The sequence below is a fragment of the Saccharopolyspora sp. NFXS83 genome (assembly GCF_026241095.1).
GTDB lineage: Bacteria > Actinomycetota > Actinomycetes > Mycobacteriales > Pseudonocardiaceae > Saccharopolyspora_C.
In genome coordinates, this window is the sequence record NZ_JAPFGB010000024.1 from 20,677 (window position 1) to 47,073 (window position 26,397).

Here is a 26,397-nt window from a genome sequence, read left to right on the forward strand (position 1 = left end):
GCCACGACTTCGGGTGACAAGTGTGTGACAACCCGCGTTCGGGGTGCTAGCGTTAGCCGTGGTTGCAGTTTTGGTTCCCAGAAGTACTTGAAAGTGCCTGCGATACAAGTGTGGCGCAGGCGCTTTGTTGTGCCGGAGGCCGTTCGGCCCGGGTGATCATCTCGGCGACTCGGGGGTTGACGCAGTGTCGACCCTGGCCATCAGAAGTAGGAGTAAAGAGAATGGCTACCGGTACCGTTAAGTGGTTCAACGCTGAAAAGGGCTTCGGGTTCATCACCCCCGATGGGGGCGGTTCCGATGTGTTCGCCCACTACAGTGCGATTGACGCCTCCGGTTTCCGCACGTTGGACGAGAACCAGCGGGTGGAGTTCGAGATCGCCCAGGGCCCGAAGGGGCCGCAGGCTTCTCAGATTCGCGGCATCTGAGTTCAGTCGACACCGAGGGGCCCACGCCTGCCAGGCGTGGGCCCCTCGCATGTTCGTCGTGGCTGTCGAGGTCCTCGCGGTAGGCTTCGCTCCCCGCTGATGTCGATCTCTGCGAGGTTCCGGGTGCCCCTTCGTGTGTTCGTCGCCGGTGCCACCGGTGTGGTCGGGAGGACCTTGCTGCCCAGGCTGCGGCAGCGAGGTCATCACGTGACGGCGCTGCTGCGCACCGCGGGTCGCGCGCAGGGCGTTCCCGGTGCAGATGAGGTCGTGGTGGGCGATGTGCTCGACCTGCCGCGGCTGCGCCAGGTGGTGCGCCACGCCGAGCCGGACGTGGTCGTGGCCCAGGTCTCCGGGTTCCGGGGGCCCGACTACGACGACGCGCTCGCCCGCACGTCGCGGCTGTGGGAGGACGGCACCCGCAACCTCGTGGCGGCTGCCGCGGAGGCGGGCGTGCGCCGGGTGGTGGCGCAGAGCATGGTCGCCGCGTACTGCCCGAACGGGCACGACGTGCTGGACGAGGACTCCCCGCTGTGGATCGACGCGCCGGGCCGGTGGGGCGAGGCGGTGCGCGCGGTCGCCGGCATGGAGAGCGCGGTCGTGGACCGGACCGACCTGGAGGGCGTGGTGCTGCGCTACGGGTCGCTGTACGGCCCGAACACCTGGTACGCGCCCGGCGGGCTGGTGCACGAGCAGGTCCGCGGCAGCGCGCTGCCACTGGTCACCGACGGCGTGGGGCTGACCTCGTTCACGCACGTGGAGGACGCGGCGAGCGCGGTCCTCGAAGTCCTCACCGCGGGCGAGACGGGCACCTACAACGTGGTGGACAACGAACCGGCGGAATGCGCGGAGTGGTTACCGGCCTACGCCCGGATGATCGGCGGCCCGGCGCCGTTGTCGCTGACCCTGGACCAGGCCAGGGCCCAGCTGGATTGGCTCACCGTGCACCGGCTCACCGAGCAGCGGGGAGCGACGAATTTCCGCCTTCGCGAGACGCTCGGCTGGCGCCCGGGATGGCCCAGTTGGCGGGAGGGATTCGCGACGATGTTCGGCTTGTGGCCGGGCTGAGGCGTCGCACGACTTCGTGCTGGAAATGACGAGTCCTTATCTGCTCGAACGCGCTGCCCGGTTCGGCCGGAACGTGCTAGGGGCTCGGGTGATCCGATAGGTCCGAATGTCGTCTGCTGATCACGGTTAAGTGAAATCGGTTCCCGCTTTCATGAATTCCTCTGGCGGCGTACGAGCCGCTTGGTTCGTGGAAAGTTCCGGAAGGAACTTGTCTCAGGGATTCGGATGCGGTAAGCGTTCCGCATTCGGCGGATCGACCGCACCCGGCATCACCGCGAATGCCGCATCGGTGCGGGTGCTCCGAATCGATGCGGCGCGGTGCGAGATCCGAGCGGGGAACCGGAGCGCTACTCCCGGTCGTAGTCCTCGTCGACGGGTACGTCGCTGTGCTGATCCGCGAGATCCGCCGGGTCGGCCTCGTTGACCGGGTCGGCTTCGACCGTGACGTCCTCGGTGACCGGGTCCTCGGCGTGCCTCGCCTGTTCGGCGGCGTCGGCTTCGGGTGTTTCGGAATCCATGGCGCGCTCCTTCCCACGATTGGGCGGCCCTGCGGCCACCGTATCGGGCGCGGCGCGGTTCAGCTCCCGAGCGGCGGGAAGTCTGGTCGGCGGCGCTCGTGGAAGCTGCGCACGCCCTCGCGGACGTCGGGGCGGTCGAACGCGGCGATCATGCGGTTGTTCGCGTCCGCGCTCGCCGTCTCCAGCCCGCTGTCCAGGCCCGCGTAGATCTGCTCCTTGATCTCGGCCATCGAAGCCGGGGAGCACTCGGTGGCCAGCGTGTGCGCGTACTCCAGCGCGGCGGTCAGCACCTCGGCCGCGGGCAGCACCCGATCGACCAGGCCCAGCGCGTGCGCCTCGCCGCCCAGCAGGGTGCGAGCGGAGAGCATCAGGTCCAGCGCGGTGCCCGCGCCGACGAGCTTGGGCAGCAGCCAGGAGATGCCGTGCTCCGCGACGAGGCCGCGACGGCTGAACGCGGTGGTGAACTTGGCGTCCTCCGCCGCGAAGCGCACGTCGGCGAACAAGGCCGCGACCAGGCCGATCCCGGCTACGGGGCCGTTGATCGCGGCGATGATCGGTTTTCGGATCCGGATCGACAGCGAGACCGCTCGGTCGTCGCCGTCGCGCTCAGGAGCGGCGTCCAGCGCGGAGAGGTCCGTTCCGGCGCAGAAGCCGCGGCCCGCACCGGTGACCACCACCGCCCGCACCGACGGATCGTCATCGGCCTTCTCCAACAGGTCGAAGTAGCGCCGCCGCATGCTCGGAGTCCACGCGTTGAGCCGCTCCGGTCGGTGGAACGTCAGCAGCAGGACCGCGTCGCGGTGCTCGACCAGGATCTCATCGTCCTCCGGCACCTGATCACCTCCGTGGCGATTGCCCTCGGAAACTACCGAGCGGGACCGAGTGGTTCAACCGGGCAAACGAGCGACCCGAGCTCCCTGCGAGCGATCACGACCAGTGATCGTCAGGTGCGTGCGGGGAGGTGCCGGACGCGTTCTCGCCGACGACGTCGCGGCCGATGAAGTCGTGCAGGACCTGGCGCATCCGCTGAACCGACCGCTCCGGGCGGCCGGTGAGCACGCCGATGCCGAGCCCGTCGATCAGCGCCGTCAACCGCACCGCGAGCTCCTCCGCGTCACCCTCGGTGAACACGCCTTGGTGCTGGCCCTGGCGGATCGTCCGCTCGATCGTGTCGTGCCAGCGGGTGTAGGAATCGCCGTGCAGGCCGCGAAGCTCGGGGCGCAGCGCGCTCTCGTTCCACACCTGCAGCCAGATGGACCACTCGCGGCGCAGCCCCGGCGATTCCGGCAGTTGCAGCTCGACGAGCCGCAGCAGCCGCTGGTGGGCGTCGTCGATGCTGTGCAGTTCGGCGACCTGCCTGTCGAAGGCCTGCCGGACCGAGTGCCGCAGCGCTTCGGTGAGCAGGTCGTCGCGGCCGGGGAAGTGGTAGTGGATGGCCGCGGCGCTCACCCCGCAGGCCTCGGCGATGTCGGCGACCCGGACCGCGTGGAACCCGCGTTCGGCGATGAGCTCCCAGGCCGCGTCGAGGATCTGCTGGTAGCGGTCCCCGCCCGTGCGTTCCGGGGGCCGCGCGGCGCGGCGCGGCGCGGCGGCGACCGTTTCCGCGTCGTCCCTGCCGTTGATCAACCAGTTCACCGTCACCTGGCCGATCTCCGCGATGCGCGTCAGCTCGACCGGGGTGAAGCGCCGGACGCCGGTGAGCGACTTGGAGAGCTTGGTGGCGTCTAGACCGATTCGGTCGGCGAACGCCCGGTGGCTGTGCGGATACCCCGCCACCACCTCGCGGACCCTCGCGCGCAGCGCGGCGGGGCCGGAATCGGCGTCGTGGTCGGCAGGTGTGGATTCGGAGGTCATGGTGGTGAGCGGCTCGTCCGGGCGTCGCGGGATCGGGAGTGTGCGCGGATCGGGCGCTTCATCCCCACGACCGCCGGATCGGCCGTCCAGCGCCGTGACCACGCACGATCAGGACGCTACCAGCGCACCCGACCGCTCCGAACGGCATCGGTCGACCGCGCGGTCGTCGGCGGGCGGGCTCGGCGGGTTCCACCGAGCGCTTCCGGCGCCACCACGGGCGTCGCGAAGCCCGAACATCCGCGCGAAGTCCTTAGCACCAGCGGTGTTCGGCGGCGCCGCCCCCTCAGCTGCGCCGCCGCTGCTGGACACCGTCAGGATGTGAGGGTGATGGGAACAAGTGCCTCGCGGCTCGCACGGCGGCCGACGCAGCGCTGGCAGGCGTTGGTGGTGTGCCTGCTGGCGGGGTTCATGACCCTGCTCGACGTCAGCATCGTCAACGTCGCGCTGCCGTCCATGCAGCAGGGCCTGAACGCCCCGCCGGTCGCGCTGGGCTGGGTGGTGTCCGGCTACGCGCTCACCTTCGGACTGGTGCTGGTGCCCGCGGGCAGGCTCGGCGACGATCGCGGTCGCGGCCGGATGTTCCTCCTGGCGCTGCTGCTGTTCACCGCGGCCAGCGCCGCCGCCGGGTTCGCGCCGTCGGCGACCTGGCTGGTCATCGCCCGGCTCGTGCAGGGCGTGGCGGGCGGCATGCTCAACCCGCAGGTGCTGGGGCTGATCCAGCAGCTGTTCCAGGGCAGTGAGCGAGCGAAGGCGTTCGGACTGTTCGGCGCGGTGATCGGGTTGTCCACCGCGATCGGCCCGCTGCTCGGCGGGCTCATCATCGAACTCGCCGGGGACGAGCAGGGCTGGCGCTGGGTGTTCTTCGTCAACGTGCCGATCGGCGTGGCCGCGCTGGTGTTCGCCGCCAGGGTCCTGCCGAAGGCCGGGTCGGCGGAAGGCGCTCGCAGCCTCGACCTGGTGGGCGTGCTGCTGCTCGGCGCCGCGCTGCTGGCGTTGCTGCTGCCCCTGATCGAACGGGAGAGCGGCAGCGGCGCGCCGTGGTACCTGCTGCCGGCGGCACCGGTGCTGCTGGTGCTGTTCGTGCTGTGGGAACGCGGCTACCGCGCCAGTGGGCGGGAACCGCTGATCGACCTCGGCCTGTTCGGCATCCGCAGCTACAGCTTCGGCACCGCGCTGGGCATGCTGTACTTCGCCGGGTTCACCAGCATCTTCTTCGTGCTGGCGCTGTACTTCCAGCGCGGGCTGGGGTACTCGCCGTTGCAGGCGGGCCTGGCGATGACGCCGTTCGCCATCGGCTCGGCGGCGTCCTCCGCGCTCAGCGGCAGGCTGGTGAACCGGTTCGGCCGCTCCCTGGTCGTGCTGGGCCTGGTCGGCGCGCTGGCCGGGCTGGTCGTGACGGACCTGCTGCTCGCGGGCGGGCCCGGACACGTCGCCGGACTGCTCGTCGCGGGCCCGCTGCTGCTGGCCGGGATCGGCAGCGGCCTGGTCATCTCGCCGAACCAGACCGTCACCCTCGCCAAGGTCGACTCGGCTCGAGGTGGCACCGCCGCCGGGATCCAGCAGACCGGGCAGCGCCTCGGCACCGCGATCGGCACGGCGACCGCGTCGGGACTGTTCTTCAGCGCGCTCGCCGTCGGCGGCTACGACGCCGCGATCTCCACGGGCCTGCTGGTCGCTGTCGGGTTCGTCGCGCTGGCCCTGCTGCTGGCCGTCACCGAGCAGCTCATCCTGACGCGTCGTCGGTGACCGGGGCACCCGTGGCCAAGCGGGACTTGCGGTAGCCGTAGGCCAGGTAGATCACCAGGCCCAGCGCGAGCCAGACCGCGAACCGCGCCCAGGTGAGCACGCTCAGGTTCGTCATCAGGTACAGGCAGGCGAGGGCCGTGAGCACGGGCAGCACCGGCGACCACGGCATCCGGAACGGGCGCGGCAGGTCCGGTTTGCGGTGGCGCAGCACCGGAATCGCGATGGCCACGATGACGAACCCGGACAGCGCGCCGATGCTCACCATGTCCGCGAGCTCCGCGATCGGCACGAAACCGCCGAGCAGCATCACGAGCACGGCACCGCCGATCGTCACCCGGTGCGGAGTGCCCCACTTCCGGTGCACCTGCGACAGCTTCGGCGGCAGCAGCCCGTCCCGGCTCATGGCGAATCCGATGCGGCCGATGGTCACCAGCTCCACCAGCATCACCGAGGTCAGCCCGGTCACCGCGCCCAGCGCGATGAGCGCCGCCACCCAGTGGGCTCCGACGGAGTGGAACGCGGCCGCCAGCGGAGCCGCCTCGTCGATCTGCGTGTAGTCGACCATCGCGCTGAGCACCAGGGCCACCAGCACGTACAGCACGGTGCACACCACCAGGCTGCCCAGCAGGCCCACCGGCAGGTCGCGGCGCGGGCGCTTGGTCTCCTCGCCGAGGTTGGCCAGCGCCTCGAAACCGGTGTAGGCGAAGAACACGATCGCGGCGGCCGTGAGCACGCCGCCGAACCCGTACATCGACTGCTCCATGCCCAGCGCCGCCGACACCAGCGGCTGTTCCAGGATGCTCGCGCCCTGCTCCGCGGGCTGCGCCGGCGGGACGAACGGCGTGAGGTGCGCGCCGTTGAAGAAGAACAGCCCGGCGACGATCACGAGCACGCACACCGACACCTTGACCACGACCAGCGCGTTGGTCAGCCAGGACGACTCGCGGATTCCCAGGACGGCGACGACGGTGAGCACGCCGATGATCAGGATGGCGCCGACGTTGACCGTCGCGTCCTCGCTGAACCACTCCGGCGGCAGCCCGAGCAGGCTGGACACGTATCCCGACCAGCTCCGGGACACGACCGCGGCGCCGAGGGCGAACTCCAGCAGCAGGTCCCACCCGATGATCCAGGCGAAGATCTCGCCGAGCGTCGTGTAGCCGTAGGTGTAGGCGCTGCCGGCGGTCGGCACCGCGGAGGCCAGTTCCGCGTAGCACAGCGCCGCGAGTGCGGCGACGACGCCGCCCACGAGGAACGCGAGGACCACCGCGGGCCCGGCGTGCTCCTTGGCCTCGATCCCCGCCAAGGTGAACACGCCGGTCCCGATGATGATGCCGATGCCGAAGCCGACGAGGTCGACACCGGAGAGCCGCCGAGCCAAGCTGCTGCGCTCGGTGCGTTCCAGCACGTCCTCGACGGGAAGGGTTCGCAGAACACTCACGGGACGGCACGTTAGAACGTCCCGGAGCTGAAAGCGAAACATCGTCCGCGGCGTGACCGACCCGGTATCCGATCCTCACCCGCGCGCCGCCGATCGGGGCAACGATCGCGGCGACCGGCGGACGGGCGCCGCGATCGTCAGGCGACCACGTGCTCGGTGTCCCGGTTCCACACGCGGTGCCCGGCCAGGACCGCGATGAACTCGGCCATGAAACCGTCGGGCAGCGCCCCGCCCGTGGCCGCGGCGGTCACGACACCCTTGTCGGACACCACGCCGTCGCCGTCGCCGGCGTGGCGGACCTTGTCCACTCCGGCGCGCTGCAGCATCGCCAGCCCCTCGTCGCTGGCCGCGACGGGTTTCGCGTGCTTGAAGGCCTCCGCCACGAAGTGCACCGCGTAGCCGTCGGCCGACAGCGCCCGCACGCTGCCGCTGCCGCCGGGCACGATGACCCCGTCGTAGAGCGCCGAGGACATCGTGTTGATGGCACGGTCCACCGGGACGTCGCTCTCGTCGGCACCGCGCACGCTGCCGTCCCGGCTGCCGAGGACCTCGGCGGTCGCGCCGCGTTCGGCGAGCGCTTCGCGGATCTGGGCGACCTCGGCCTGATCGACGCCATCGGAGACCAGCACGGCGACGGTGCGGGTGGCGATGGTGTCGCTGACCGAGTGCGACTGGCTCAGCGCGGGGGAGTGCTTGCCGTGGTTGGGCCCCGCCGCGGCTGACGGGGGCGTGACGCCGACGCCTTCGGCGACGGCGATCGCGAGATCGTGGTCGACCCGGTTGATCTGCTCCACGGCCGCTTCGCGCACGTGGTGGTGCTCGACCTTGCCGAGCTCGAACCGGAACGCGGCGATGATGTGGTCGCGTTCCCACGGCGCCATGCTGTTCCAGAACAGGGTGGCCTGCTGGTAGTGGTCCTGGAAGCTGTCGCTGCGCTGGCGGATCTTCGCGCCTTCCACCTTCTCCTGGTAATGCTGGAAGGCGCCGTTGCCGGCGCCCGCGATGACCGGGCAGCCGCCGCCGAGGCTGTTGTTGGAGTAGCTGGTCTGCCCCTGGTGGATGCGTTGCTGCTGGAAGCCGTCGCGCTGGTTGGTGGAGACCTCGGCGACCGGGCGGTTGACCGGGATGTGCGCGAAGTTCGGCCCGCCGAGCCGGATCAGCTGGGTGTCCAAGTAGGAGAAGTTGCGCGCCTGCAGCAGCGGATCGTTGGTGAAGTCGATGCCCGGCACCAGGTTCGCGGTGTGGAAGGCGACCTGTTCGGTCTCGGCGAAGAAGTTGTCCGGGTTGCGGTCGAGCACCATGCGCCCGACCGGGCGAACCGGGACCTCCTCCTCCGGGATGATCTTGGTGGCGTCGAGCAGGTCGAAGTCGAAGTCGTGCTCCTTGGACTCCTCGACGAGCTGCACGCCGAGCTCCCACTCCGGTCCGTGCCCGGCTTCGATGGCGTCCCACAGGTCCCGACGGTTGAAGTCCGGGTCCTTGCCCTGCACCTGCTGGCATTCCTCCCAGACCAGCGAATGCGTGCCCAGCCGCGGCTTCCAGTGGAACTTCACGAACGTGCCGGTGCCCTCGGCGTTGACGAAGCGGAAGGTGTGCACCCCGAAGCCCTGCATCATGCGGTAGCTGCGCGGCAGCGCCCGGTCCGACATCAGCCACATGATCATGTGCATCGTTTCCGGTTGCAGCGACACGAAGTCCCACAACGTGTCGTGCGCCGACTGCGCCTGCGGGATCTCGTTGTGCGGCTCGGGCTTCACCGCGTGCACGAAGTCGGGGAACTTGATGCCGTCCTGGATGAAGAACACCGGCATGTTGTTGCCGACCAGGTCGTAGTTGCCCTCCGCGGTGTAGAACTTCGTCGCGAACCCGCGCACGTCGCGCACCGTGTCCGCCGAACCGCGCGACCCCGCCACCGTGGAGAACCGGACGAACACCGGGGTGCGTCGACCCGGGTCGGTCAGGAACTTCGCCGCCGTGTAGTCGGCGAGGCGATCGTCATAGGCCTCGAAGTAGCCGTAGGCGCCCGCGCCGCGGGCGTGCACGACCCGCTCCGGAATGCGTTCGTGGTCGAAGTGGGTGATCTTCTCGCGGGCGTGGAAGTCCTCCAGCAGCGTGGGGCCGCGTGCTCCCACGGTCAAGGAATCATCGGTGTGGTCGACCCGCACGCCCTGCTGGGTGGTCAGGTAGGTGCCGTCCGGATCCTGGCGCACACCGTCGAGTTGTTCCTGCTTGTCGCCGTGCTGAGAAGCCATGCCGACCTCCGGGAGCGGGTTCGCCTGCCCCCGGTGGGTGCCCGCCCCGGCGGGTCGTTACGCCTCACTGCCTGTTTGAGCTTGGCGTGAGCAGTGGTCGCTCAGCGGAACCTCAGCGGCTTCCTCGCTGCGGGATCAATTTTTCGAGTGGCTCCGCCACACGCAAAATTGCTGTCCTCGCGAGAAAGCCGCTGAGAACCCGCCGGTGGTCGTCTTGCTCTGGCTGGTCACTGCTCAGCGGCTCCGCCGCTGACAACACAACGACCAACAACGTCGCTCACCTGGGTAGGCAAGATCAGAGATAGGCGGTCAGCCGAAGAAGGGCAGCTGGTAAATCAGTTCCGGTGCGCCCGCGATGATCAGGAAGTGGATCGCCCGTCCGGCGAGGCTCACCGCCAGGAAACCGAGCAGCGGGAGGCCCGCCGCGCCGGAGAGGAAGCACAGGACGGTGAACGGGGGGAAGCTCGCGACGGCGCTGACGAACAGGACGCCGAGGCCCCACCACGGGTGCTGCTGAGTGCGGTCCTGGAACTTCTCCAGCCACGCCGCCCAGCGCCCGCCCTTGCGCGCTTCGGTCATGCGGCCGAGCCGGGTGCCGAGGCTGAAACCGCCCCGGCCCGCCAAGTAGAACAGCGTCTTGCCCGTCATCTGCCCGATCGCGGCGGCCAGCGCCAGTGCCCACCAGTTCAGCCCGTCGACGCTGGTGAGGACGCCGACCAGGTAGAGCTCGATGTTGGCGAGCGGGAAGACGCTGCCCAGCAGGGCGGTTCCGGCGGTGGCCAGCAGCCATCCGATCATCGTGCGAGTCCCGGCCGCGTGTCGTCGGGGCGGGGGCGAGCGGACATCAGGCGATACTCCACGGAACTCGAACGGGGGAACGGGGCGACCTTACCGGGGCGTCCGGGCAGGTCATCGGGGGAGTGGGGCGGTGCGCGAGTTGTTCCGGTACGTCCTGTTCCGCGCGGTGACGGCCGGTCGGAACATCCGGAGCCGGTTGGGAATTCGTGGTGACACCGTGCGGCCGGATCGTGGTCCGCTCAGTGCTGCTCGTCGGCGTCCGGGTTCCAGGCCAGCAAGCGGACCCTGCTGACGGTGCGCAGGTGGCGGCGCATCGCGGTGCTAGCGGTGCGGGGATTGCCCGCGCGGATCGCCTCCGCGATGCGCTCGTGCTGGGCCAGCGACTTCGGTGGCCGGTTCGGCTGGCGCAGCGACTCCTGGCGGCTCTCGGCGATCTCCTCGGCGATGGTGCGCATGAACTCCGCGAGCATCGCGCTGTGCGCGGCGGCGGTGATCGCGGCGTGGAAGCGGCGGTCGCCGTCACCGCCCAGTTCGCCGCGTTCGACCTGGGCGCGCATGTCGGCGAGCGCCGCGTCGATCTCCGCGAGGTCGGCCTCGGTGCGGCGTTCGGCGGCGAGCTCGGCGAGCTTGGTCTCCAGGCCTTCGCGGGCGTCGAGCACGTCGGGGAGCCGGTTGCGGCGGGCCACCAGCTCGTCGACGGGCTCGCTGTCCAGCGTGCGGCGCAGCAGGTAGGTGCCGCCGCCGTGGCGGACCTCGACCAGTCCCTGCACCTCCAGCACCACGATCGCCTGGCGCACCGATGCCCGGCTGACGCCGAGCCGCTCCGCGAGCTCGCGCTCCGGCGGCAGCCGATCGCCGACTTCGAGGCCGGACGCCGCGACGTGCTCGCGCAACCGCAGCACGACCTGCTCGTAGAGCCTCGGTCGGGTCAACGGCCGCAGCGCGTCGGACACTCCATCCCCCGTTCCTCCGGAGATCGCGGAAGCCAAGACTAGCAGCGGTGCAGCGGAGCAGTGGTTCGAGCACTGGACCACTTCGGGTCTTGACGCTCCAGTTCTGGCGGCGCAAAGTGGTCCAGCCAGTAAACCACTGTGTCCGGTCTCCTCCGAGGCGCATGGACGGTGAGGAGACAACGGTGTCGCCCGAGCTGATTTCCATCTTCGCGCTCGTGGCCTGCTTCGTGCTGGCCACGACGATGTCGGTGAACATGGGGGTGTTGTCGTTCGCCGCGGCTTTCGCGGTCGGCAAGCTCGCCGGAGGGCTCTCCGACGACGACATCTTCGCCGGCTTCCCCGGGGACATCTTCGTGGTCCTGGTCGGGGTGACGTACCTGTTCGCCATCGCCCGCGCCAACGGCACCACGGACTGGCTGGTGCACTGGGCGGTGCGGCTAGTCGGCGGCAGGCTCGTGGTGATCCCGTGGGTGATGTTCGGGATCGCGGCGCTGCTCACCGCCATCGGCGCGGTCAGCCCCGCCGCCTGCGCGATCATCGCGCCGATCGCGCTGAACCTCGCCGCCCGACATGGGATCAACCCGCTGCTGATGGGCGCGATGGTCGTGCACGGCGCGCAAGCGGGCGGGTTCTCGCCGATCAGCGTGTACGGCGTGATCGTCAACGGGGTTGTCGCCGACAACGGACTGGCGGGCAGCCCGCTCCTGCTGTTCCTGGGCAGCTTCGCGGTGAACCTGATGATCGCGGCGGTCGTGTTCGTCGTGTTCGGCGGACTGCGCACCGCCCGCGCCGACGCCACCGCAGCACCGGACGACTCCGCCGATGAGCCCGAGCGCCTGCGGCTCACCCGCGACCGGGTGCTGACGTTGCTCGGCCTGGCCGCGCTCGTCGTGTGCACCCTCGTGTTCGAACTCGATGCCGGGCTGGTGGCGATGAGCGTCGCGGTGGTGCTCACCGTGGTCTCGCCGAAGACCGCGGCGAACGCGCCCGCCGAGGTCACCTGGCCGACGGTGCTGCTCATCTGCGGTGTGCTGACCTACGTCAGCGTGCTGCAGGAGATGGGCACGATCGACTACGTCGGGAACGCGGTCGCCGGGGTCGGTCTGCCGCTGCTGGCCGCGTTGCTGCTGTGCTACATCGGCGGCGTCGTGTCGGCGTTCGCCTCCTCCGTGGGGTTGATGGGGGCGTTGATCCCGCTGGCGGTGCCCTTCCTCGCCACCGGCACGATCGGCCCGATCGGCATGGTGACCGCGCTGGCGGTCGCCGCCACGCTGGTGGACGTCAGCCCGTTCTCCACCAACGGCGCCATCGTGCTGGCCAACGCGAAGGGCGTGGACCGCGAAGTCTTCTTCCGCCGTCTGATGATCTACGGCGGGGTGGTCGTGGCCGTGGGCCCGCTTGTGGCGTGGCTCATTTTCGTCCTCCCCGGACTGGGGTGACATGGAACCGAGCTCGGAGGTACGCATGGATCGCGCGATGGAGTTGTTCCCGAAGCTGCGCCGGCCCGAGGGCAAGGAGGCCCTCCGGTTCGGTTCCCGCGCTCTGACCTATCCGGAGCTGGCCGCCGCCGCGGCCGGGATCGCCGAACGGGTCGGTTCCGCTCGGCGCGTCGCGGTCTGGGCGACCTCGGAGCTGGAGACCTGCGTGGCGGTGCTCGGCGCGCTCGCCGCCGGTGCGGCCGTGGTGCCGGTGAACCCGAAGGTGGGGGAGCGGGAACTCGCCCACATCATCGGGGACAGCGAACCGGAACTGCTGCTGGCCGCGCCCGGGTTCCAGCCGCCGGAGGCGCTGGGGTGGGTTCCGGTGCAGGAGGTCGACCTCGCGCGCACCGGCGGCGAGCTGCCCGCCGAACCGAGCGAGGACGCGCCCGCGCTGATCGTCTACACCTCGGGCACGACCGGTCCGCCGAAGGGCGTGGTGCTGCCGCGCCGCGCGATCCGGGCCAACTTGGACGCGCTGGCCGACGCGTGGGAGTGGACCGAGCAGGACGTGCTGGTGCACGCCCTGCCGCTGTTCCACGTGCACGGGCTGATCCTCGGCACGCTCGGGCCGGTGCGGCTCGGCGGCACCGTGCGCCACCTGGGCAAGTTTTCCTCGCAGGCCGCGGCGGAGGAGTTGGCCGGGTCGGCGACGATGCTGTTCGGGGTGCCGACCATGTACCACCGGCTCGCCGACGACGCGGAACGCGATCCGGAGCTCGCGAAGGCGGTGGGCCGCGCGCGGTTGCTGGTCTCGGGGTCCGCGGCGTTGCCCGCGGTGGAGCACGAGCGGATCTCGCGGCTGACCGGGCAGCGGGTGGTGGAGCGCTACGGCATGAGCGAAACGATCATGAATTCTGGCGTGCGGGCCTCGGGTGACCGCAGGCCAGGCTACGTGGGGCTGCCGTTCGACGGTGTGGAGATCAAGCTCGTCGACGACGCGGGCCGGGACATCGAGATCAGCGACGACGAGACGGTCGGGGAGATCCTGGTGCGCGGGCGGAACCTGTTCACCGGCTACCTCAACCGCCCCGACGCCACCGCAGAGGCGTTCGTGGACGGCTGGTTCCGCACCGGCGACGTCGCCACCCGAGCTCCCGACGGGTATCTGCGCATCGTCGGGCGCAAGGCCACCGACATCATCAAGAGCGGTGGGTACAAGATCGGCGCGGGCGAGATCGAGAACGCCTTGTTGGAGCACCCTTCGGTCGCTGAGGTCGCCGTGACCGGTCAGGCCGATCCAGACTTGGGCGAGCGCATCCTGGCGTGGGTGGTGCCCGCAGCGGACCTCACCGACTCGGAGGCGACGGCGCGCGAACTCGTCGAGCACGTGGCCCGGCTGCTCACCCCGCACAAGCGTCCGCGCGAGGTGCGGTTCGTGGACTCCTTGCCGCGCAACGAGATGGGCAAGGTCATGAAGAAGGCGTTGCATGGATGAGGTGACCGGCGTGCGCGAGCTGATCAGCACCGTGTGCGAGGACTTCGAGGAGTTCGAGTCCCCGCGCGGCGGCACCGGGCGCACCTCGGACGCGGACGGGCCGTTGGCCTGGCCCGGCTACGACGATCAGCGCCGCCGCGCCGCCGAACGCACGGGTTCCGAGGAGTCGGTGCTGTGCGGGCACGGCAGGGTCGGTGCGGGCCGGGCGGTGTTCATCGCCTTCGAGTTCGGTTTCCTCGGCGGTTCGGTGGGCGAGGAGGCGGGTGCGCGGGTCGTCGCCGCGTTCGAGCAGGCGCGCGAGCGCAGGCTGCCGGTGGTGTCCCTGGTCGCCTCCGGTGGCAGCCGGATGCAGGAGGGGATCCGCGCGCTGGTCCAGTTGCAGGCGATCGCGCGGGCCTGCCTGCTGACCAGGCAGGCCCGGATTCCGCACATCACGGTGCTGCGCGACCCGACGACCGGCGGCATGTGGGCGTCGCTGGCGGCGGGCGCGGACATCGTGCTCGCCGCACCGGAGGCCGCGGTGGCCTTCGGCGGTAGCCGGGTGCGCAGCGCCACCGAGACCGGTGAGCCGTTCACCGCGGAGGGCAAGCTCGCCGACGGCCAGGTGGATCGCCTGGTGTCGGACGCCGAACTCCCCGCCGTGCTGGCCGAGCTGGTCGGCCTGCTGCATCCGCAACGCCTGGTGCGCCCGCCTGATCCCGCCGACGTCCCGGCACCGATGCTCGATCCGGATCAGGGGCGATCGGGAGCGGACAGCGGTTGGGACGCGGTCCGGCGGGCGCGGGCCGCCGACCGCCCACATGCCGCGGACTACCTGGATCGCTACTTCACCTCCCGGTTCGAGCTCAGCGGGGACCGTGCCGGCGGCACGGACTCGGGAATGTTGTGCGGGATCGGCGAGCACGACGGCCGCCCCGTCGCCTACGCGGCGCAGGCAGGAACGGCGAACACCCCGGCCGGTTTCCGCACAGCGGCCAGGCTGGTCCGGCTGGCCGATCAACTGGGCCTGCCGGTGCTCACCCTGGTCGACACGCCGGGCGCGGCCAACGACGCCGAGGCCGAGCGCGCGGGTGCCGGAGCCGCCATCGGGCAGCTGTTCACCGCCGTGGCCGAAGCCCGCGTGCCGATCACGACGCTGGTCATCGGCGAAGGCGGATCCGGAGGAGCGTTGGCCCTGGCGGCGCCGGAGTTCACGTGGATCACCGCGGACGCGTACTTCGCCGTCATCGCTCCGGAGTCGAGCGCGGCGATCCTCAAGCAGCCGCCGGAGCAGGTGCCTGAGCTCGCCGAGCGGCTGAAGCTGCGCCCGCGGGACCTGCTCGAACTCGGGTTCGTCCGAGGAGTGGTCCCGCCGAGCTGAGGCCTGACGCGCCCGATGGCGCGGCGTGGCGGCGAGGCCGATGCCGCGTCCAGGAGCCCGGTGGCCGATCCCCCTGGCCGGGGCCGTGCGACGTCGTCGTGCGGGCCGATGCTGTGCCGGTCGGTCGATCGGCGCGGGTGAAGGGGCGGGAAGTGCGCTGAGCGGAGGTCCATGCCTTCGACTCTGCCGGTTCGAACACCTGTGCGCCATCGCTGGATCGTGTGATCGCGAAGGGCGCCGGGTTCAAGGCCCTGGCGGGCCGCCGGGTGCGAGATGTGATGGTCATCCCCTACCGGATCGCTCAATGGTCAGGTTAGCCTAACCATACAGGCGCGAGTCGATCTCAGGTACGGCTCGCGCCGCCGAGGGGAAGGGCAAGATGGACCGCAGGGGGATCAGCGGCCGAACCGCGGTGGTGACCGGTGCCGCCCACGGTATCGGTTCCGCGGTGGTGCACGCGCTGGGTGAGCTGGGCGCGACCGTCGCAGCCGTGGACGTGGACGCCGACGCGCTCGCCGAGGTGGTCGGGACCGGGGCGGACGAGGGGCGCCACGTCCTGGCGTGCCCCGCCGACGTCGCCGACGCAGCTGCGGTCGAGGCCGCGGTCGAGCGGGTCGAGGCCGAGGCGGGACCGGTTGACCTGCTGGTCAACGTCGCGGGCATCCTGCGCCCCGGCACCGTGCAGGACATCGCCGAGGACGACTGGCACCGGACGTTCGCGGTCAACACGACCGGCGTGTTCCACCTGTGCCGCTCGGTGTCGAAGCGGATGATCCCGCGCCGGCGGGGCTCGATCGTCACGGTCGGCTCCAACGCTGCGGGAGTGCCGCGGCACGGGATGGCCGCCTACGGCGCCTCGAAGGCCGCTTCGACGCTGTTCACCAAATCACTGGGCCTGGAGCTCGCCGAACACGGCATCCGCTGCAACGTGGTCTCGCCCGGTTCGACCGACACGCCGATGCAGCACCGGCTGTGGGACGAGCGCGGCGCCGAACCGGTCATCGCCGGCTCGCCGGAGACCTACAAGACCGGCATCCCGCTGCGCAAGCTGGCCACGGCCGAGGACATCGCGGAGGCGGTCGCGTTCCTGCTCTCCGACCAGGCCGGGCACATCACGATGCACGACCTGTACGTCGACGGCGGCGCGACCCTGCGCGCCTGAGCCGCCCCGACACCCGCCCGCACGGAAGGCACACATGACCACCGACAGCGATACCACCCTGCGCGGAGAATCCGACGACCTCGGCGAGCATCTGAGCCCGGCCGAACTGCTCGCCGGATATCGAGCCGGTTCGTCCTTCTTCTTCGCCTCGCCGCGCGGCTCGATGCTGGCGCGCGGCGTCGACGCAGTGGTGCCGAAGACGACGTGCTCGGGCGGACGCGGGCGGCTACCGGAGCAGGTCGCAGAATTCCTGCGCCACGCCGAGGATTTCGGCCGGGTGAACCCGCTGGTGGTCGGCGCCGTGCCCTTCGGCGAGAACCTGCCCGCGCACCTGGTGCTGCCGAGCGAGGTGCGCCGCGCCGCGCCGCTGACCGCCCCGCAGACCCCACCCGACATGCCCCGGCTGGACTACCGGCTCAAGCAGGTCCCGGCACCGGCCGAGTACGAGCGGGCGGTGGAACGGGTCCTCAAGCGCCTGCGCGACGACGAGATGAGCAAGGTCGTGCTGGCGCGCTCCCTGGAGCTGACCACGCCGGACCCGGTCGATCCCGGCGTGATGCTGCGCAACCTCGCGGGCGCCGACCCCGGCGGCTACACGTACGCCGTCGACCTGCCGCGCCGCGGTCAGGACGGCTCGCGGGACGCCTTCGGCGAGCAACCCGCCCTCGGCCGCACGCTGCTCGGGGCGAGCCCCGAACTGCTCGTGTCCCGCGACGGCGTGCGGGTGCGGGCGAACCCGCTGGCCGGTTCCCGGCCGCGCAGCGAAGACCCCGTCGAGGACCGCCGCCGCGCCGACGAACTGCTGCACTCCGGCAAGGACCTCCGCGAGCACGCCGCGGTCGTCGAGGCCGTCGTGGCCGCGCTGCGCCCGCTGTGCCGCGACCTCGTGGTGCCGGAGCACCCCTCGGTGGTGCACACCGCCGCGATGTGGCACCTGTCCACCGACATCACCGGTGAGCTGGCGGACCCCGAGACCTCGTCGCTGCAGCTCGCCGTGGCGATGCACCCGACGCCTGCGGTGTGCGGCACGCCGCCGCAGGACGCGCGGGCCGCCATCGCCGAGGCCGAACCGTTCGAGCGGGGCTTCTACACCGGCATGGTCGGCTGGTGCGACGCCTCCGGCGACGGCGAGTGGGTGGTCACGATCCGCTGCGCCGAGATCGAGGACACCTCACTGCGGTTGTACGCGGGCGCCGGGATCGTCGAGGGCTCCGAACCGGCCGACGAACTGGCCGAGACCTCCGCGAAGTTCCGCACCGCGCTGTCGGCCATGGGCTGGTCCGACGCGCTGTGACGTCCGCCCGCCACCGGTGATCCCCGAACGAACAGGAACGACGATGCTGCCCGGATGTCCTACCTGGCCGGAAGAGGCCGCCGCCCGCTACCGCGAAGCCGGTTACTGGCGCGGTGAGACCTTCGGCGAGATGCTGCGCGCTCGCACCGACGAGCGCGGCGAGCGGATCGCGATCGTGGACGCCGCGCGCTCGGTCACCTACGCCGAGCTCGACGCCCGCGCCGACCGGCTGGCCGCCGGGTTGCGGGAGCTCGGCATCGGTGCCCAGGACCGGGTCGTGGTGCAGCTGCCGAACATCGCCGAGTTCTTCGAGGTGTGCTTCGCCCTGTTCCGCATCGGGGCGGTGCCGGTGTTCGCCCTGCCGTCGCACCGGCTCACCGAGGTCGCGTACTTCTGCGAGTTCAGCGAGGCGGCGGCCTACATCACCTGCGACGTGGAGGCCGGATTCGACCACCGCGCGCTGGCAGCGGAGGTCGCGGCGAAGGTGCCGGGGCTGCGGCACGTGCTGATCGCGGGCGATCCGGGGGAGTCCGGTTTCCGGCCGCTGTCCGGGATCGACGCGGAACCATCCGATGTGGGCGGACCAGGGCCGGGCGACATCGCGTTCCTGCAGCTGTCCGGCGGCAGCACCGGGGTGCCGAAGCTGATCCCGCGGACCCACGACGACTACGCCTACTCGTTCCGCGCCAGCAACGAGATCTGCGGCGTCACCGCCGACACCGCGTACCTGGTGGCGCTGCCCGCCGCGCACAACTTCCCGATGAGCTCGCCGGGCGCGTTCGGCGTGCTGCAGGCGGGTGGCCGGATCGTGCTGGCCCGCAGGCCCAGTCCCGACGAGGTCTTCCCGCTGATCGAGCGGGAACGCGTGACGCTGCTGGCCGCGGTGCCGCCGCTGGCGCTGGTGTGGCTCGACGCGGCGGCGAACACCGGGCACGACCTCTCCAGCTTGGAAGTGCTGCAGGTCGGCGGCGCCAAGTGCAGCGAGGAGGTGGCGCGGCGCGTGCGCCCGGTGCTGGGCGCCACGCTGCAGCAGGTGTTCGGGATGGCCGAAGGGCTCGTCAACTACACGAGGCTCGACGATCCCGAGGACGTCATCGTCAGCACCCAGGGACGGCCGATCTCGCCCGACGACGAAGTGCTGGTCGTCGACGACGCGGACGAACCCGTGGCACCCGGCGGCACCGGGCACCTGCTCACCCGCGGGCCCTACACGATCCGCGGCTACTACCGGGCCGAGGAGCACAACGCGAAGGCGTTCACCGCGGAGGGCTTCTACCGCACCGGCGACGTCGTCCGGTTCACCGCGGAGGGCAACATCGTGGTGGAGGGGCGCGCGAAGGACCAGATCAACCGGGGCGGCGAGAAGGTCGCCGCCGAAGAGGTGGAGAACCACCTGCTGGCGCATCCGGCCGTGCACGACGCCGCGGTGGTGTCCATGCCGGACGACTACCTCGGCGAGCGCACCTGCGCGTTCGTGGTGCCGCGCGGGACACCGCCGAAGCCCCGAGAGCTGATCAAGTTCGTCCGGGAGCGGGGGCTCGCCGGCTACAAGGTGCCCGACCGCGTCGAGTTCGTCGATCAGTTCCCGCAGACCGGGGTGGGCAAGGTCAGCAAGCGCGACCTGCGAGAGGCGGTGCAGCGCGAACTGGTGCCGGAACTCGAACGTCGTTGACCACCGATCGATCTCGGTGAACCCGGCCGGGGAGCGGTCGGGAGAGGAAGCAGGACAGGAGGACGTGCAGGTGGGGTTGCCGACGATCGCGCCGTACCAGGTCCCGCGGCAGGACGAGCTGCCCGCGAACCGGGTGGACTGGCGGCCGGACGCGAGCCGCGCCGTGCTGCTGGTGCACGACATGGAACGCCACTTCGTGGGCGTGTTCGAGCCCGACGCCGAACCGCTGACGGAGGTCGTGCCGAACATCCGCACGCTGGCGCGGCAGGCCCGCGCGGCAGGTGTGCCGGTGGTGTACTGCGCGCAGCCGAGCGGCCAGACGCCCCAGCAGCGCGGGCTGCAGCTGGAGTGGTGGGGGCCGGGCGTGTCCGACGCCTCGCAGGAGGCGATCATCGACGAGCTCGCGCCCGAGCCGGGCGACGTGCACCTGACGAAGTGGCGCTACAGCGCGTTCCAGCGCACCGACCTGCGCGAGATGTTGCGGGGCTGGGGCCGGGACCAGCTGATCATCACCGGCATCTACGCGCACATCGGGTGCCTGATGACGGCCGCGGAGGCGTTCCAGCAGGAGGTGCAGGCGTTCCTGGCCGCCGACGCCGTCGCGGACTTCTCCGCCGACGACCACCGGATGGCGGTGCAGTACGCGGCGAAGCGGTGCGCGGTGGTCGATTCGACGCAACGGCTCGCTGCTGACCTGGCGTCGCAGCCGTCCGCGGTCGCGTGACCCGCTCGGACGGACGGGCCGCCGAGGCGGATCGGCTTCGCCGCTGACGATCGGTGGCGGGTCGGGCAGGACCGGGCTTCGCCGAAGCCGGGGAAGATCGGGTGCAGGAGGAGAAGATGAGCGCGAAGCTGACCTTGGAGGGCGTGCGGGCCGACGTGGCCGAACTGCTCTACGAGGACCCGGAGGAACTCACCGACGAGGAGAACCTGCTGGACTGGGGACTCGACTCGGTGCGGATCATGAGCCTGGTGGAGCGCTGGCGCACCAAGGGCGTGGAGGTCACGTTCGCCGACCTCGCCGAACGGCCCACCTTGGCGGAGTGGTGGACGGTCCTCGAACCCAAGTCTTGATCGTCGCTCGCTCTGCGCGGTGGGGCGGGTGGCGGGTTCTCAGCGTTCTTCTCGCTGCGGGAGCGATCTTCCGAGTGGCTCCGCCACGTGCGAAATCGCGGACCTCGCGAGAAGAACGCTGAGAACCCGCGGCGGTGCCGGTTGCTCTGGTGGTCGCTGCACGGCGGCTTCGCCGCCGACGAGGCACTGATCCAGGAGCGGGCGCGGGTGCGCGTCAGGCCGGGTCGTGGAGGAGTCGTTTCAGGCGGGCCGTGATCGTGGGGCGGCGCCAGTCGTGGGTGGCCAGCAGGGTCAGCAGCACCTCGTGGACCTCGATGTCGTCGCTGCCCGCCGCGCCGTCGGCCAATCGCCACAGCAGTTCCGGGTCGCGCGCCGCCAGCACCGCGCCGCGCAACCCGGTGATGAGGTCCTCCCGCTCGTCGCGGACCGCCGGTGCCTCCGACGAGGGCAGCAGCGCGCCGCGGTGCAGCTCCAGCGCCGAATTGAGCCGTCCCGCTCGCAACGCGGCGCGCAGGTCCAGGAAGTCGGCGTCGACGTCAGCGGCGAGCCGGTACGGCTTCGTGTGCACCACGTCGTGGCCCAGCTGCGTGCGCAGCCGGTGGATCTCCGCGCGCACCGTCACCGGATTGCCCTGCTCGCCGTGCAGCGCGAGGGCCAGCTGCTCGGCGTTCACCCCGTCCGGGCGCAACGCCAGCACCGCCAGCAGCTCGGCCCGGCGGGGGCTCAGCGACACCTCCCGGCCGCGCAGCTCGGCGACCGGGCGCGAGGTGAGGAAGCGCAGCCGCAACGTCGGAGCCCGCACCGGCGGCTCCGGTGCGGTGACCGCGGTGGCCTGCCGTGGCGCGCGCAGCAGGTAGCCGTCGTCCAGCGGCTCGATCAGGGCCTCCCGGCCACCGAGCAGCAGCATCCCGTCCGGCCGGTCCAACTCGACCCGCTCCGGGAGCCCCAGGTCGCCCGGCTCGGCGGCGATCACCCTGCCCGACGAGCTCAGCAACGCCCCCGGCTCACCGCGCAGCGAGCGCAGCACGTCGCGGTGCCGCTCCCGCAGGCGGTCGTCGCGCCGCGCCATCCAGTCCCGCAGGGTGCCCTCGACGAGCGTCGCCGCGGCCGAGACCAGCGCGGGCAGCGCGGGATGCATGGTGTGCAGCGGGCCGCTGAGATCGATCGCACCGAGGATCCGCCCCGTCTCCGGATCGTGCACCGGGGACGCGGCGCAGGTCCACGAGTGGTAGCGGCGGACCAGGTGCTCGGCGGAGTGGATCTGCACCGCGCGGCCGGTGGCCAGCGTGGTGCCCATGGCGTTCGTGCCGATCGAGGACTCCGACCAGGTGGTTCCCTCGGCCAAGTGGACCCGGTCGGCCGCCCGGCACACGTTCGGATGGCCCTCGCGCCACAGGATGTTCCCCTCGGCGTCGGTGACGATCATGATGTGCGTGGTGCCGTCCGCCGCGTCGAGCAGGGTGCGCCGCAGCAGCGGCACGCAGGCCGCCAGCGGGTGCGCCGCGCGGACCTCGGCGAGTCGGTCGGAGCCGAACACCACCGGTGGCTCCCACCGCTCCGGATCGACGCTGGCCGCCAGCGATCGGCGCCACGACTCGAACACCACCGGGCGCGGCGCTTGCGGAGCGCGCTGGCCGGAGAGCACGGCGCTGTGCACCCGCCGGAGCAGGCGGGCGCGTTCCACCGGGTCGGCCGGTGCGTCGTCGGTGCGCTTCATGACTCCGTACTCGCTGCGAGGACTGGGCGGCGCCACCCGCCGCCGGTGCGGGGCGGACGCGGAGTCCGCCGGAGACCTGCCGCAGCACTGCGTCGAACCGCCCTGACCAGGTGCGCGCATGCCCGGACGCCACGGTGAACCAGCGTCTTCTCCTCTCCAGCCGAGCGCGGAGCCTCGGCATCGCCGCGAAGCGGCAACGGCCCGGGTTCAAGATCCGGATCCGTTACGGTACCGAACGGTGCTGAAGCGCTCGCGTTCGGAAAGCCGCTCGGCCGGTGCAGCCGAGCGCGCCCGATCGGACCATCCTGGACCGTGACGCAGGCGACAGGCAAGCATGGTCACCCCGTTGTCGTCCGATCCCGCTCGCGTGCGGCGCACCGGCAACGTCACTGCAACGTCGCCGTCCGTAGCTTCCCGACGACACCGCACAACGTCGTACGGGAGGCACCAGATGACCCTCTACGCAGCACCGGGAACCGCCGGATCGGTGGTCGAGTTCCGCTCGCGTTACGACCACTTCATCGGCGGCGAGTACGTTGCGCCCGCGAAGGGCGGTTACTTCGAGAACCCCTCGCCGATCAACGGCAAGGCCTTCACCGAGATCGCTCGCGGCACCGCCGAGGACGTCGAGAAGGCGGTGGACGCCGCCGAAGGCGCCGCGGTGGCCTGGGGGCGCACCGCGCCCGCCGAACGCGCCGGTGTTCTGCTGGCCATCGCCGACCGCATGGAGCAGAACCTGGAGAAGCTCGCGGTCGCCGAGAGCTGGGAGAACGGCAAGCCCGTCCGGGAGACGCTGGCCGCCGACATCCCGCTGGCCATCGACCACTTCCGCTACTTCGCGGGCGCGCTGCGGGCGCAGGAGGGCACGCTGTCGCAGATCGACGCCGACACCGTCGCCTACCACTTCCACGAGCCGCTCGGCGTCGTCGCCCAGATCATCCCGTGGAACTTCCCGCTGCTGATGGCGACCTGGAAGCTGGCGCCCGCGCTGGCGGGGGGCAACGCGATCGTGCTCAAACCCGCCGAGCAGACGCCCGCGTCGATCCACGTGCTGCTGGAGCTGATCGGCGACCTGCTTCCACCGGGCGTGCTCAACGTCGTCAACGGGTTCGGCGTCGAAGCGGGCAAGCCGCTGGCCTCGAACTCCCGGATCCGCAAGGTCGCCTTCACCGGCGAGACCACCACGGGCCGGCTGATCCTGCAGTACGCCAGCGAGAACATCATCCCGGTCACCGTGGAGCTCGGCGGCAAGAGCCCGAACATCTTCTTCGACGACGTCGCCGCGCAGCGCGACGCCTTCTACGACAAGGCGCTCGAAGGCTTCACGATGTTCGCGCTCAACCAGGGCGAGGTGTGCACCTGCCCGTCGCGGGCACTGGTCCAGCAGGGCATCTACCGGGACTTCCTGGCTGACGCGGTGGCCCGCACGGAGACGATCAAACAGGGCCACCCGCTGGACACCGAGACCCAGATCGGCGCCCAGGCCAGCAACGACCAGCTGGAGAAGATCCTCTCCTACATCGACATCGGCAAGCAGGAAGGCGCCAAGGTGCTCACCGGCGGGGAGCGCATCGAGCACGGCGGCGATCTCGCGGGCGGGTACTACGTGCAGCCCACGATCTTCGAGGGGCACAACAAGCAGCGGATCTTCCAGGAGGAGATCTTCGGCCCGGTGCTGTCGGTGGCGTCGTTCTCGGACTACGACGAAGCGCTCAAGACCGCCAACGACACCCTCTACGGCCTCGGTGCCGGGGTCTGGGCCCGAGATGGCAACACCGCCTACCGGGCGGGCCGCGACATCCAGTCCGGCCGGGTGTGGGTGAACAACTACCACGCCTACCCGGCGCACGCGGCCTTCGGCGGCTACAAGCAGTCCGGCATCGGCCGCGAGACCCACAAGATGATGCTCGACCACTACCAGCAGACGAAGAACCTGCTGGTGAGCTACGCCGAGAGCGGCCCGGGGCTGTTCTGATGGGCGACACGGACACGGGCACTCCCGCACGGGTGGCCGTGACGCCGGAGGCGGCGGAGCTGATCCGCCGCCTCCGCGCGCAACATGGCCCGGTGATGTTCCACCAGTCCGGCGGGTGCTGCGACGGGAGCGCCCCGATGTGCTACCCGCAAGGCGAATTCCGCACCGGTGTCTCGGACGTGCACCTCGGCGATCTGGCCGTGGACGACGAGACGGGCACGCCGGACCCGGTGCCGATGTGGATGTCCGGTGCCCAGTTCGAGTACTGGAAGCACACCCACCTCACCATCGACGTGGTACCGGGGCGGGGGAGCGGTTTCTCCTTGGAGGCGCCCGAAGGCGTGCGCTTCCTGATCCGCTCCCGGCTGCTCACCGACGAGGAGTGGGCGGCGCTCGGCGGAAGCTGATGCGACGCCGAACGATCTGCGTGCTGAACGGACCGTTCGTCCCGTCCGGTGGGACGAACGGTCCGTTCGCTCATGCGATCACGGCCAGGGGATCTGCGGTGAGCGGGTGAATCCGATGCCCGCCGCCGTCCAGCGCGGTCCCTGCTCGGCGAGCCGGGTGCGGAACGACTCCCAGTCGTGCGTGGCCGCGGGCGACCAGCCCAGCTCGGCGATGGCCGGGAGCCGCGGGAACGCCATCGTCTCCAGGTGCGCGGAGTTCTCCAGCGTCTCCGTCCACATCGGAGCCTCGACGCCGAGCACCGACTCGGCGGGCACGCCGGGGAGGTGGCTCGCCGGGTCCCAGCCGTACGCGTCGGCCACCTCGATGAAGGCCGCCCAGCTCAGGCCGAGCTCGGTGGACTCGTCGTACTTCATGTCCAGGTAAGACCGGTCCGCGGGCGACATCAGGATCTTGTTGCCGCGGGCGGCGGCAGCGGCGATCTCGGCGGCCTCCGCACCCTCGACGCCCCAGTACTGCACGACCGAACCCGCCTGCGGCTCGGCCTTGGCGTACTCGTGCCAGCCCACGGCGGTCTTGCCGTACTTCTGCACGATCGGCAGCGCCCGGTCCATGAACGCCCGGTACTGCTCGTCGGTCGTCGCGTCCGCCTCGTCACCGCCGATGTGCAGGTACGGGCCGGGGGTGAGCTCCGCGATCTGGCGGATCACGTCGTCCAGGAACTCGTAGGTGATGTCCTTGTCCACGCACAGCGAGCTGAATCCGACCTCGATGCCCGTGTACATCGGCGGCGCGACGCCGTCGCAGTTGAGCTCCGCGTAGGAGGACAGCGCCGCGTTGGTGTGCCCGGGCGTGTCGATCTCCGGGATGATCGTGACGTGCCGGGACTCCGCGTAGGCGACGATCTCGGAGTACTCCTGCTGGGTGTAGAACCCGCCCGGTCCGCCGCCGACGGAGGTGCTGCCGCCGTGCTCGGTGAGGCGCGGCCAGTCGTTGATCTGGATCCGCCAGCCCTGGTCGTCGCTCAGGTGCAGGCGCAGGAAGTTCATCTTGTAGAGCGCGATCTGATCGATGTAGCGCTTGACCTGCTCGACGTCGAAGAAGTGCCGGGCCACGTCGAGCCCGGCGGCGCGATGCTCGTAGCGGGGCCGGTCGGTGATCTCGCCGCCGGGCACCGTCCACGGCCCCGGCTGGGCCTGCGGGCTCTCGATCGCCGCGGGCAGCAGCTGGCGCAGCGTCTGCACGCCGTGGAACAACCCTTCGGCCGCACCGGCGTGCAGGGTCAGGGCATCGCCGGTGACCTCGAGCCGGTATCCGGCGGGCCCGAGCGCGGCATCGTCGAGGCGCAGCGCGACATCGCCTTCGCCGCCTTCGGCGACGGGCAGCGGGAATCCGGTCGAGGGGCGCAGCACTCCGGCCAGGTAGTCGGCCACTTCGTTCGCGCCCGGATCAGCGGTGATCGCGCTCTCGGCCGTCAGCGCGAACTCGACGCCGGGCGCTTCCCGGACGGTTTCCGGCGCTGGGATGACCTGGTGCAGCGGCGATTCCGGTGCGGCGGTCGCCGCGGGCGCGATCGTGCTCAGCGCTCCGGCGGTGAGCACACCGGTCAGCAGTGCGGCCGTCGCGGCGCGGACCCGGCGCGCGCGTGCAGGCCGTGCGGAGGTGAGGGGCATGGGGCTCGCTCCCGGTAGGGGACGTGGTCATAAAGGTATAGACCACGCGTCCCGCTCAGGCAGCGCCCGAACGGACGTATCGGGCGCCGCTCGCAGA

At 70.9% G+C, this 26,397-nt stretch carries 22 protein-coding genes; 13 read left to right on the top strand and 9 right to left on the bottom strand.

Annotated elements, in window-relative coordinates; translation table 11 throughout:
- The first annotated feature begins 221 nt into the window (after nt 1-221).
- Both OOZ19_RS22880 and OOZ19_RS22885 read left to right on the top strand, forming a co-directional pair.
- Complete coding sequence (locus OOZ19_RS22880; protein ID WP_243787886.1) at nt 222-425, top strand: cold-shock protein; 204 nt, start codon at nt 222-224, stop codon at nt 423-425.
- Nucleotides 426-548: 123 nt separating this feature from the next.
- On the top strand, nt 549-1,490 hold the full coding sequence (locus OOZ19_RS22885; protein ID WP_266092210.1) for an NAD-dependent epimerase/dehydratase family protein: 942 nt from the start codon (nt 549-551) through the stop codon (nt 1,488-1,490).
- Nucleotides 1,491-1,837: 347 nt separating this feature from the next.
- Here the strand turns inward: OOZ19_RS22885 and OOZ19_RS22890 are convergent, their stop codons facing one another.
- From OOZ19_RS22890 to OOZ19_RS22900, 3 genes are all read right to left on the bottom strand, one after another.
- Entirely contained in the window at nt 1,838-2,008 is a 171-nt protein-coding gene (locus tag OOZ19_RS22890; protein ID WP_266092211.1) for an Rv3202a family protein, read from the bottom strand.
- Between the two features lie 59 nt (nt 2,009-2,067).
- Nucleotides 2,068-2,841 (bottom strand): enoyl-CoA hydratase-related protein, encoded by a 774-nt coding sequence (locus OOZ19_RS22895; protein ID WP_266092212.1) that lies wholly within the window; start codon nt 2,839-2,841, stop codon nt 2,068-2,070.
- Nucleotides 2,842-2,935: 94 nt separating this feature from the next.
- Nucleotides 2,936-3,862 carry a TetR family transcriptional regulator C-terminal domain-containing protein gene (locus tag OOZ19_RS22900; RefSeq protein WP_266092213.1) on the bottom strand — a complete coding sequence of 309 codons (927 nt, stop codon included), beginning with the start codon at nt 3,860-3,862 and terminating at the stop codon, nt 2,936-2,938.
- A gap of 327 nt (nt 3,863-4,189) precedes the next feature.
- Here OOZ19_RS22900 and OOZ19_RS22905 point away from each other — a divergent pair, with 327 nt between their 5' ends.
- Complete coding sequence (locus tag OOZ19_RS22905) at nt 4,190-5,608, top strand: MFS transporter (protein WP_266092214.1); 1,419 nt, start codon at nt 4,190-4,192, stop codon at nt 5,606-5,608.
- Here OOZ19_RS22905 and OOZ19_RS22910 read toward each other — a convergent pair.
- The 4 genes from OOZ19_RS22910 to OOZ19_RS22925 all read right to left on the bottom strand — a co-directional run bounded on the left by OOZ19_RS22910 (nt 5,586) and on the right by OOZ19_RS22925 (nt 11,052).
- On the bottom strand, nt 5,586-7,049 hold the full coding sequence (locus OOZ19_RS22910) for an amino acid permease (RefSeq protein ID WP_266092215.1): 1,464 nt from the start codon (nt 7,047-7,049) through the stop codon (nt 5,586-5,588). The genes OOZ19_RS22905 and OOZ19_RS22910 overlap by 23 nt on opposite strands.
- A 137-nt stretch (nt 7,050-7,186) precedes the next feature.
- On the bottom strand, nt 7,187-9,301 hold the full coding sequence (locus tag OOZ19_RS22915; RefSeq protein ID WP_266092216.1) for a catalase: 2,115 nt from the start codon (nt 9,299-9,301) through the stop codon (nt 7,187-7,189).
- Nucleotides 9,302-9,610: 309 nt separating this feature from the next.
- A complete protein-coding gene (locus OOZ19_RS22920) occupies nt 9,611-10,099 on the bottom strand; it encodes a VTT domain-containing protein (protein ID WP_266092217.1) in 489 nt (162 codons plus the stop codon).
- A 239-nt stretch (nt 10,100-10,338) separates the two neighbouring features.
- The gene (locus tag OOZ19_RS22925) at nt 10,339-11,052 is read right to left on the bottom strand and encodes a FadR/GntR family transcriptional regulator (RefSeq protein ID WP_266092218.1); all 714 of its coding nucleotides are present in this window, start codon (nt 11,050-11,052) and stop codon (nt 10,339-10,341) included.
- 182 nt (nt 11,053-11,234) lie between these two features.
- Between OOZ19_RS22925 and OOZ19_RS22930 the strand changes: the two genes are divergently transcribed.
- From OOZ19_RS22930 to OOZ19_RS22965, 8 genes are all read left to right on the top strand, one after another.
- A complete protein-coding gene (locus OOZ19_RS22930) occupies nt 11,235-12,491 on the top strand; it encodes an SLC13 family permease (RefSeq protein ID WP_266092219.1) in 1,257 nt (418 codons plus the stop codon).
- 25 nt (nt 12,492-12,516) lie between these two features.
- Complete coding sequence (locus OOZ19_RS22935) at nt 12,517-13,968, top strand: acyl-CoA synthetase (RefSeq protein ID WP_266092220.1); 1,452 nt, start codon at nt 12,517-12,519, stop codon at nt 13,966-13,968.
- Nucleotides 13,961-15,328, top strand: a complete 1,368-nt coding sequence (locus OOZ19_RS22940) for a carboxyl transferase domain-containing protein (RefSeq protein ID WP_266092221.1) — start codon at nt 13,961-13,963, stop codon at nt 15,326-15,328. Before OOZ19_RS22935 ends, OOZ19_RS22940 begins: the two co-directional genes overlap by 8 nt.
- Nucleotides 15,329-15,707: 379 nt before the next feature.
- Complete coding sequence (locus OOZ19_RS22945; protein WP_266092222.1) at nt 15,708-16,490, top strand: 2,3-dihydro-2,3-dihydroxybenzoate dehydrogenase; 783 nt, start codon at nt 15,708-15,710, stop codon at nt 16,488-16,490.
- Nucleotides 16,491-16,524: 34 nt separating this feature from the next.
- The gene (gene dhbC, locus OOZ19_RS22950; RefSeq protein ID WP_266092223.1) at nt 16,525-17,784 is read left to right on the top strand and encodes an isochorismate synthase DhbC; all 1,260 of its coding nucleotides are present in this window, start codon (nt 16,525-16,527) and stop codon (nt 17,782-17,784) included.
- Between the two features lie 43 nt (nt 17,785-17,827).
- Complete coding sequence (locus OOZ19_RS22955; protein WP_266092224.1) at nt 17,828-19,456, top strand: (2,3-dihydroxybenzoyl)adenylate synthase; 1,629 nt, start codon at nt 17,828-17,830, stop codon at nt 19,454-19,456.
- Between the two features lie 70 nt (nt 19,457-19,526).
- Complete coding sequence (locus OOZ19_RS22960) at nt 19,527-20,180, top strand: isochorismatase family protein (RefSeq protein ID WP_266092225.1); 654 nt, start codon at nt 19,527-19,529, stop codon at nt 20,178-20,180.
- A gap of 116 nt (nt 20,181-20,296) precedes the next feature.
- Complete coding sequence (locus tag OOZ19_RS22965) at nt 20,297-20,530, top strand: phosphopantetheine-binding protein (protein WP_266092226.1); 234 nt, start codon at nt 20,297-20,299, stop codon at nt 20,528-20,530.
- A gap of 214 nt (nt 20,531-20,744) precedes the next feature.
- On the opposite strand, the gene OOZ19_RS22970 is transcribed toward OOZ19_RS22965, so the two are convergent.
- On the bottom strand, nt 20,745-22,247 hold the full coding sequence (locus OOZ19_RS22970) for a GAF domain-containing protein (protein ID WP_266092227.1): 1,503 nt from the start codon (nt 22,245-22,247) through the stop codon (nt 20,745-20,747).
- Nucleotides 22,248-22,698: 451 nt separating this feature from the next.
- On the opposite strand from OOZ19_RS22970, the gene exaC reads away from it, so the two are divergent.
- Nucleotides 22,699-24,222 (top strand): acetaldehyde dehydrogenase ExaC, encoded by a 1,524-nt coding sequence (gene exaC / locus OOZ19_RS22975; protein ID WP_266092228.1) that lies wholly within the window; start codon nt 22,699-22,701, stop codon nt 24,220-24,222.
- Complete coding sequence (locus tag OOZ19_RS22980; RefSeq protein ID WP_266092229.1) at nt 24,222-24,629, top strand: DUF779 domain-containing protein; 408 nt, start codon at nt 24,222-24,224, stop codon at nt 24,627-24,629. Before exaC ends, OOZ19_RS22980 begins: the two co-directional genes overlap by 1 nt.
- A gap of 78 nt (nt 24,630-24,707) precedes the next feature.
- Here OOZ19_RS22980 and OOZ19_RS22985 read toward each other — a convergent pair whose 3' ends face one another.
- Entirely contained in the window at nt 24,708-26,300 is a 1,593-nt protein-coding gene (locus OOZ19_RS22985) for a beta-N-acetylhexosaminidase (RefSeq protein ID WP_266092230.1), read from the bottom strand.
- Between the last annotated feature and the right edge of the window lie 97 nt (nt 26,301-26,397).

Coding starts and splice junctions, on each gene's coding strand:
- OOZ19_RS22985 (WP_266092230.1), bottom strand. CDS start 26,300: ATGCCCCTCACCTCCGCACGGCCTGCACGCGCGCGCCGGGTCCGCGCC.
- OOZ19_RS22900 (WP_266092213.1), bottom strand. CDS start 3,862: ATGACCTCCGAATCCACACCTGCCGACCACGACGCCGATTCCGGCCCC.
- OOZ19_RS22920 (WP_266092217.1), bottom strand. CDS start 10,099: ATGATCGGATGGCTGCTGGCCACCGCCGGAACCGCCCTGCTGGGCAGC.
- OOZ19_RS22935 (WP_266092220.1), top strand. CDS start 12,517: ATGGATCGCGCGATGGAGTTGTTCCCGAAGCTGCGCCGGCCCGAGGGC.
- OOZ19_RS22880 (WP_243787886.1), top strand. CDS start 222: ATGGCTACCGGTACCGTTAAGTGGTTCAACGCTGAAAAGGGCTTCGGG.
- dhbC (WP_266092223.1), top strand. CDS start 16,525: ATGACCACCGACAGCGATACCACCCTGCGCGGAGAATCCGACGACCTC.
- OOZ19_RS22965 (WP_266092226.1), top strand. CDS start 20,297: ATGAGCGCGAAGCTGACCTTGGAGGGCGTGCGGGCCGACGTGGCCGAA.
- exaC (WP_266092228.1), top strand. CDS start 22,699: ATGACCCTCTACGCAGCACCGGGAACCGCCGGATCGGTGGTCGAGTTC.
- OOZ19_RS22980 (WP_266092229.1), top strand. CDS start 24,222: ATGGGCGACACGGACACGGGCACTCCCGCACGGGTGGCCGTGACGCCG.
- OOZ19_RS22915 (WP_266092216.1), bottom strand. CDS start 9,301: ATGGCTTCTCAGCACGGCGACAAGCAGGAACAACTCGACGGTGTGCGC.
- OOZ19_RS22955 (WP_266092224.1), top strand. CDS start 17,828: ATGCTGCCCGGATGTCCTACCTGGCCGGAAGAGGCCGCCGCCCGCTAC.
- OOZ19_RS22940 (WP_266092221.1), top strand. CDS start 13,961: ATGGATGAGGTGACCGGCGTGCGCGAGCTGATCAGCACCGTGTGCGAG.
- OOZ19_RS22890 (WP_266092211.1), bottom strand. CDS start 2,008: ATGGATTCCGAAACACCCGAAGCCGACGCCGCCGAACAGGCGAGGCAC.
- OOZ19_RS22970 (WP_266092227.1), bottom strand. CDS start 22,247: ATGAAGCGCACCGACGACGCACCGGCCGACCCGGTGGAACGCGCCCGC.
- OOZ19_RS22905 (WP_266092214.1), top strand. CDS start 4,190: ATGGGAACAAGTGCCTCGCGGCTCGCACGGCGGCCGACGCAGCGCTGG.
- OOZ19_RS22945 (WP_266092222.1), top strand. CDS start 15,708: ATGGACCGCAGGGGGATCAGCGGCCGAACCGCGGTGGTGACCGGTGCC.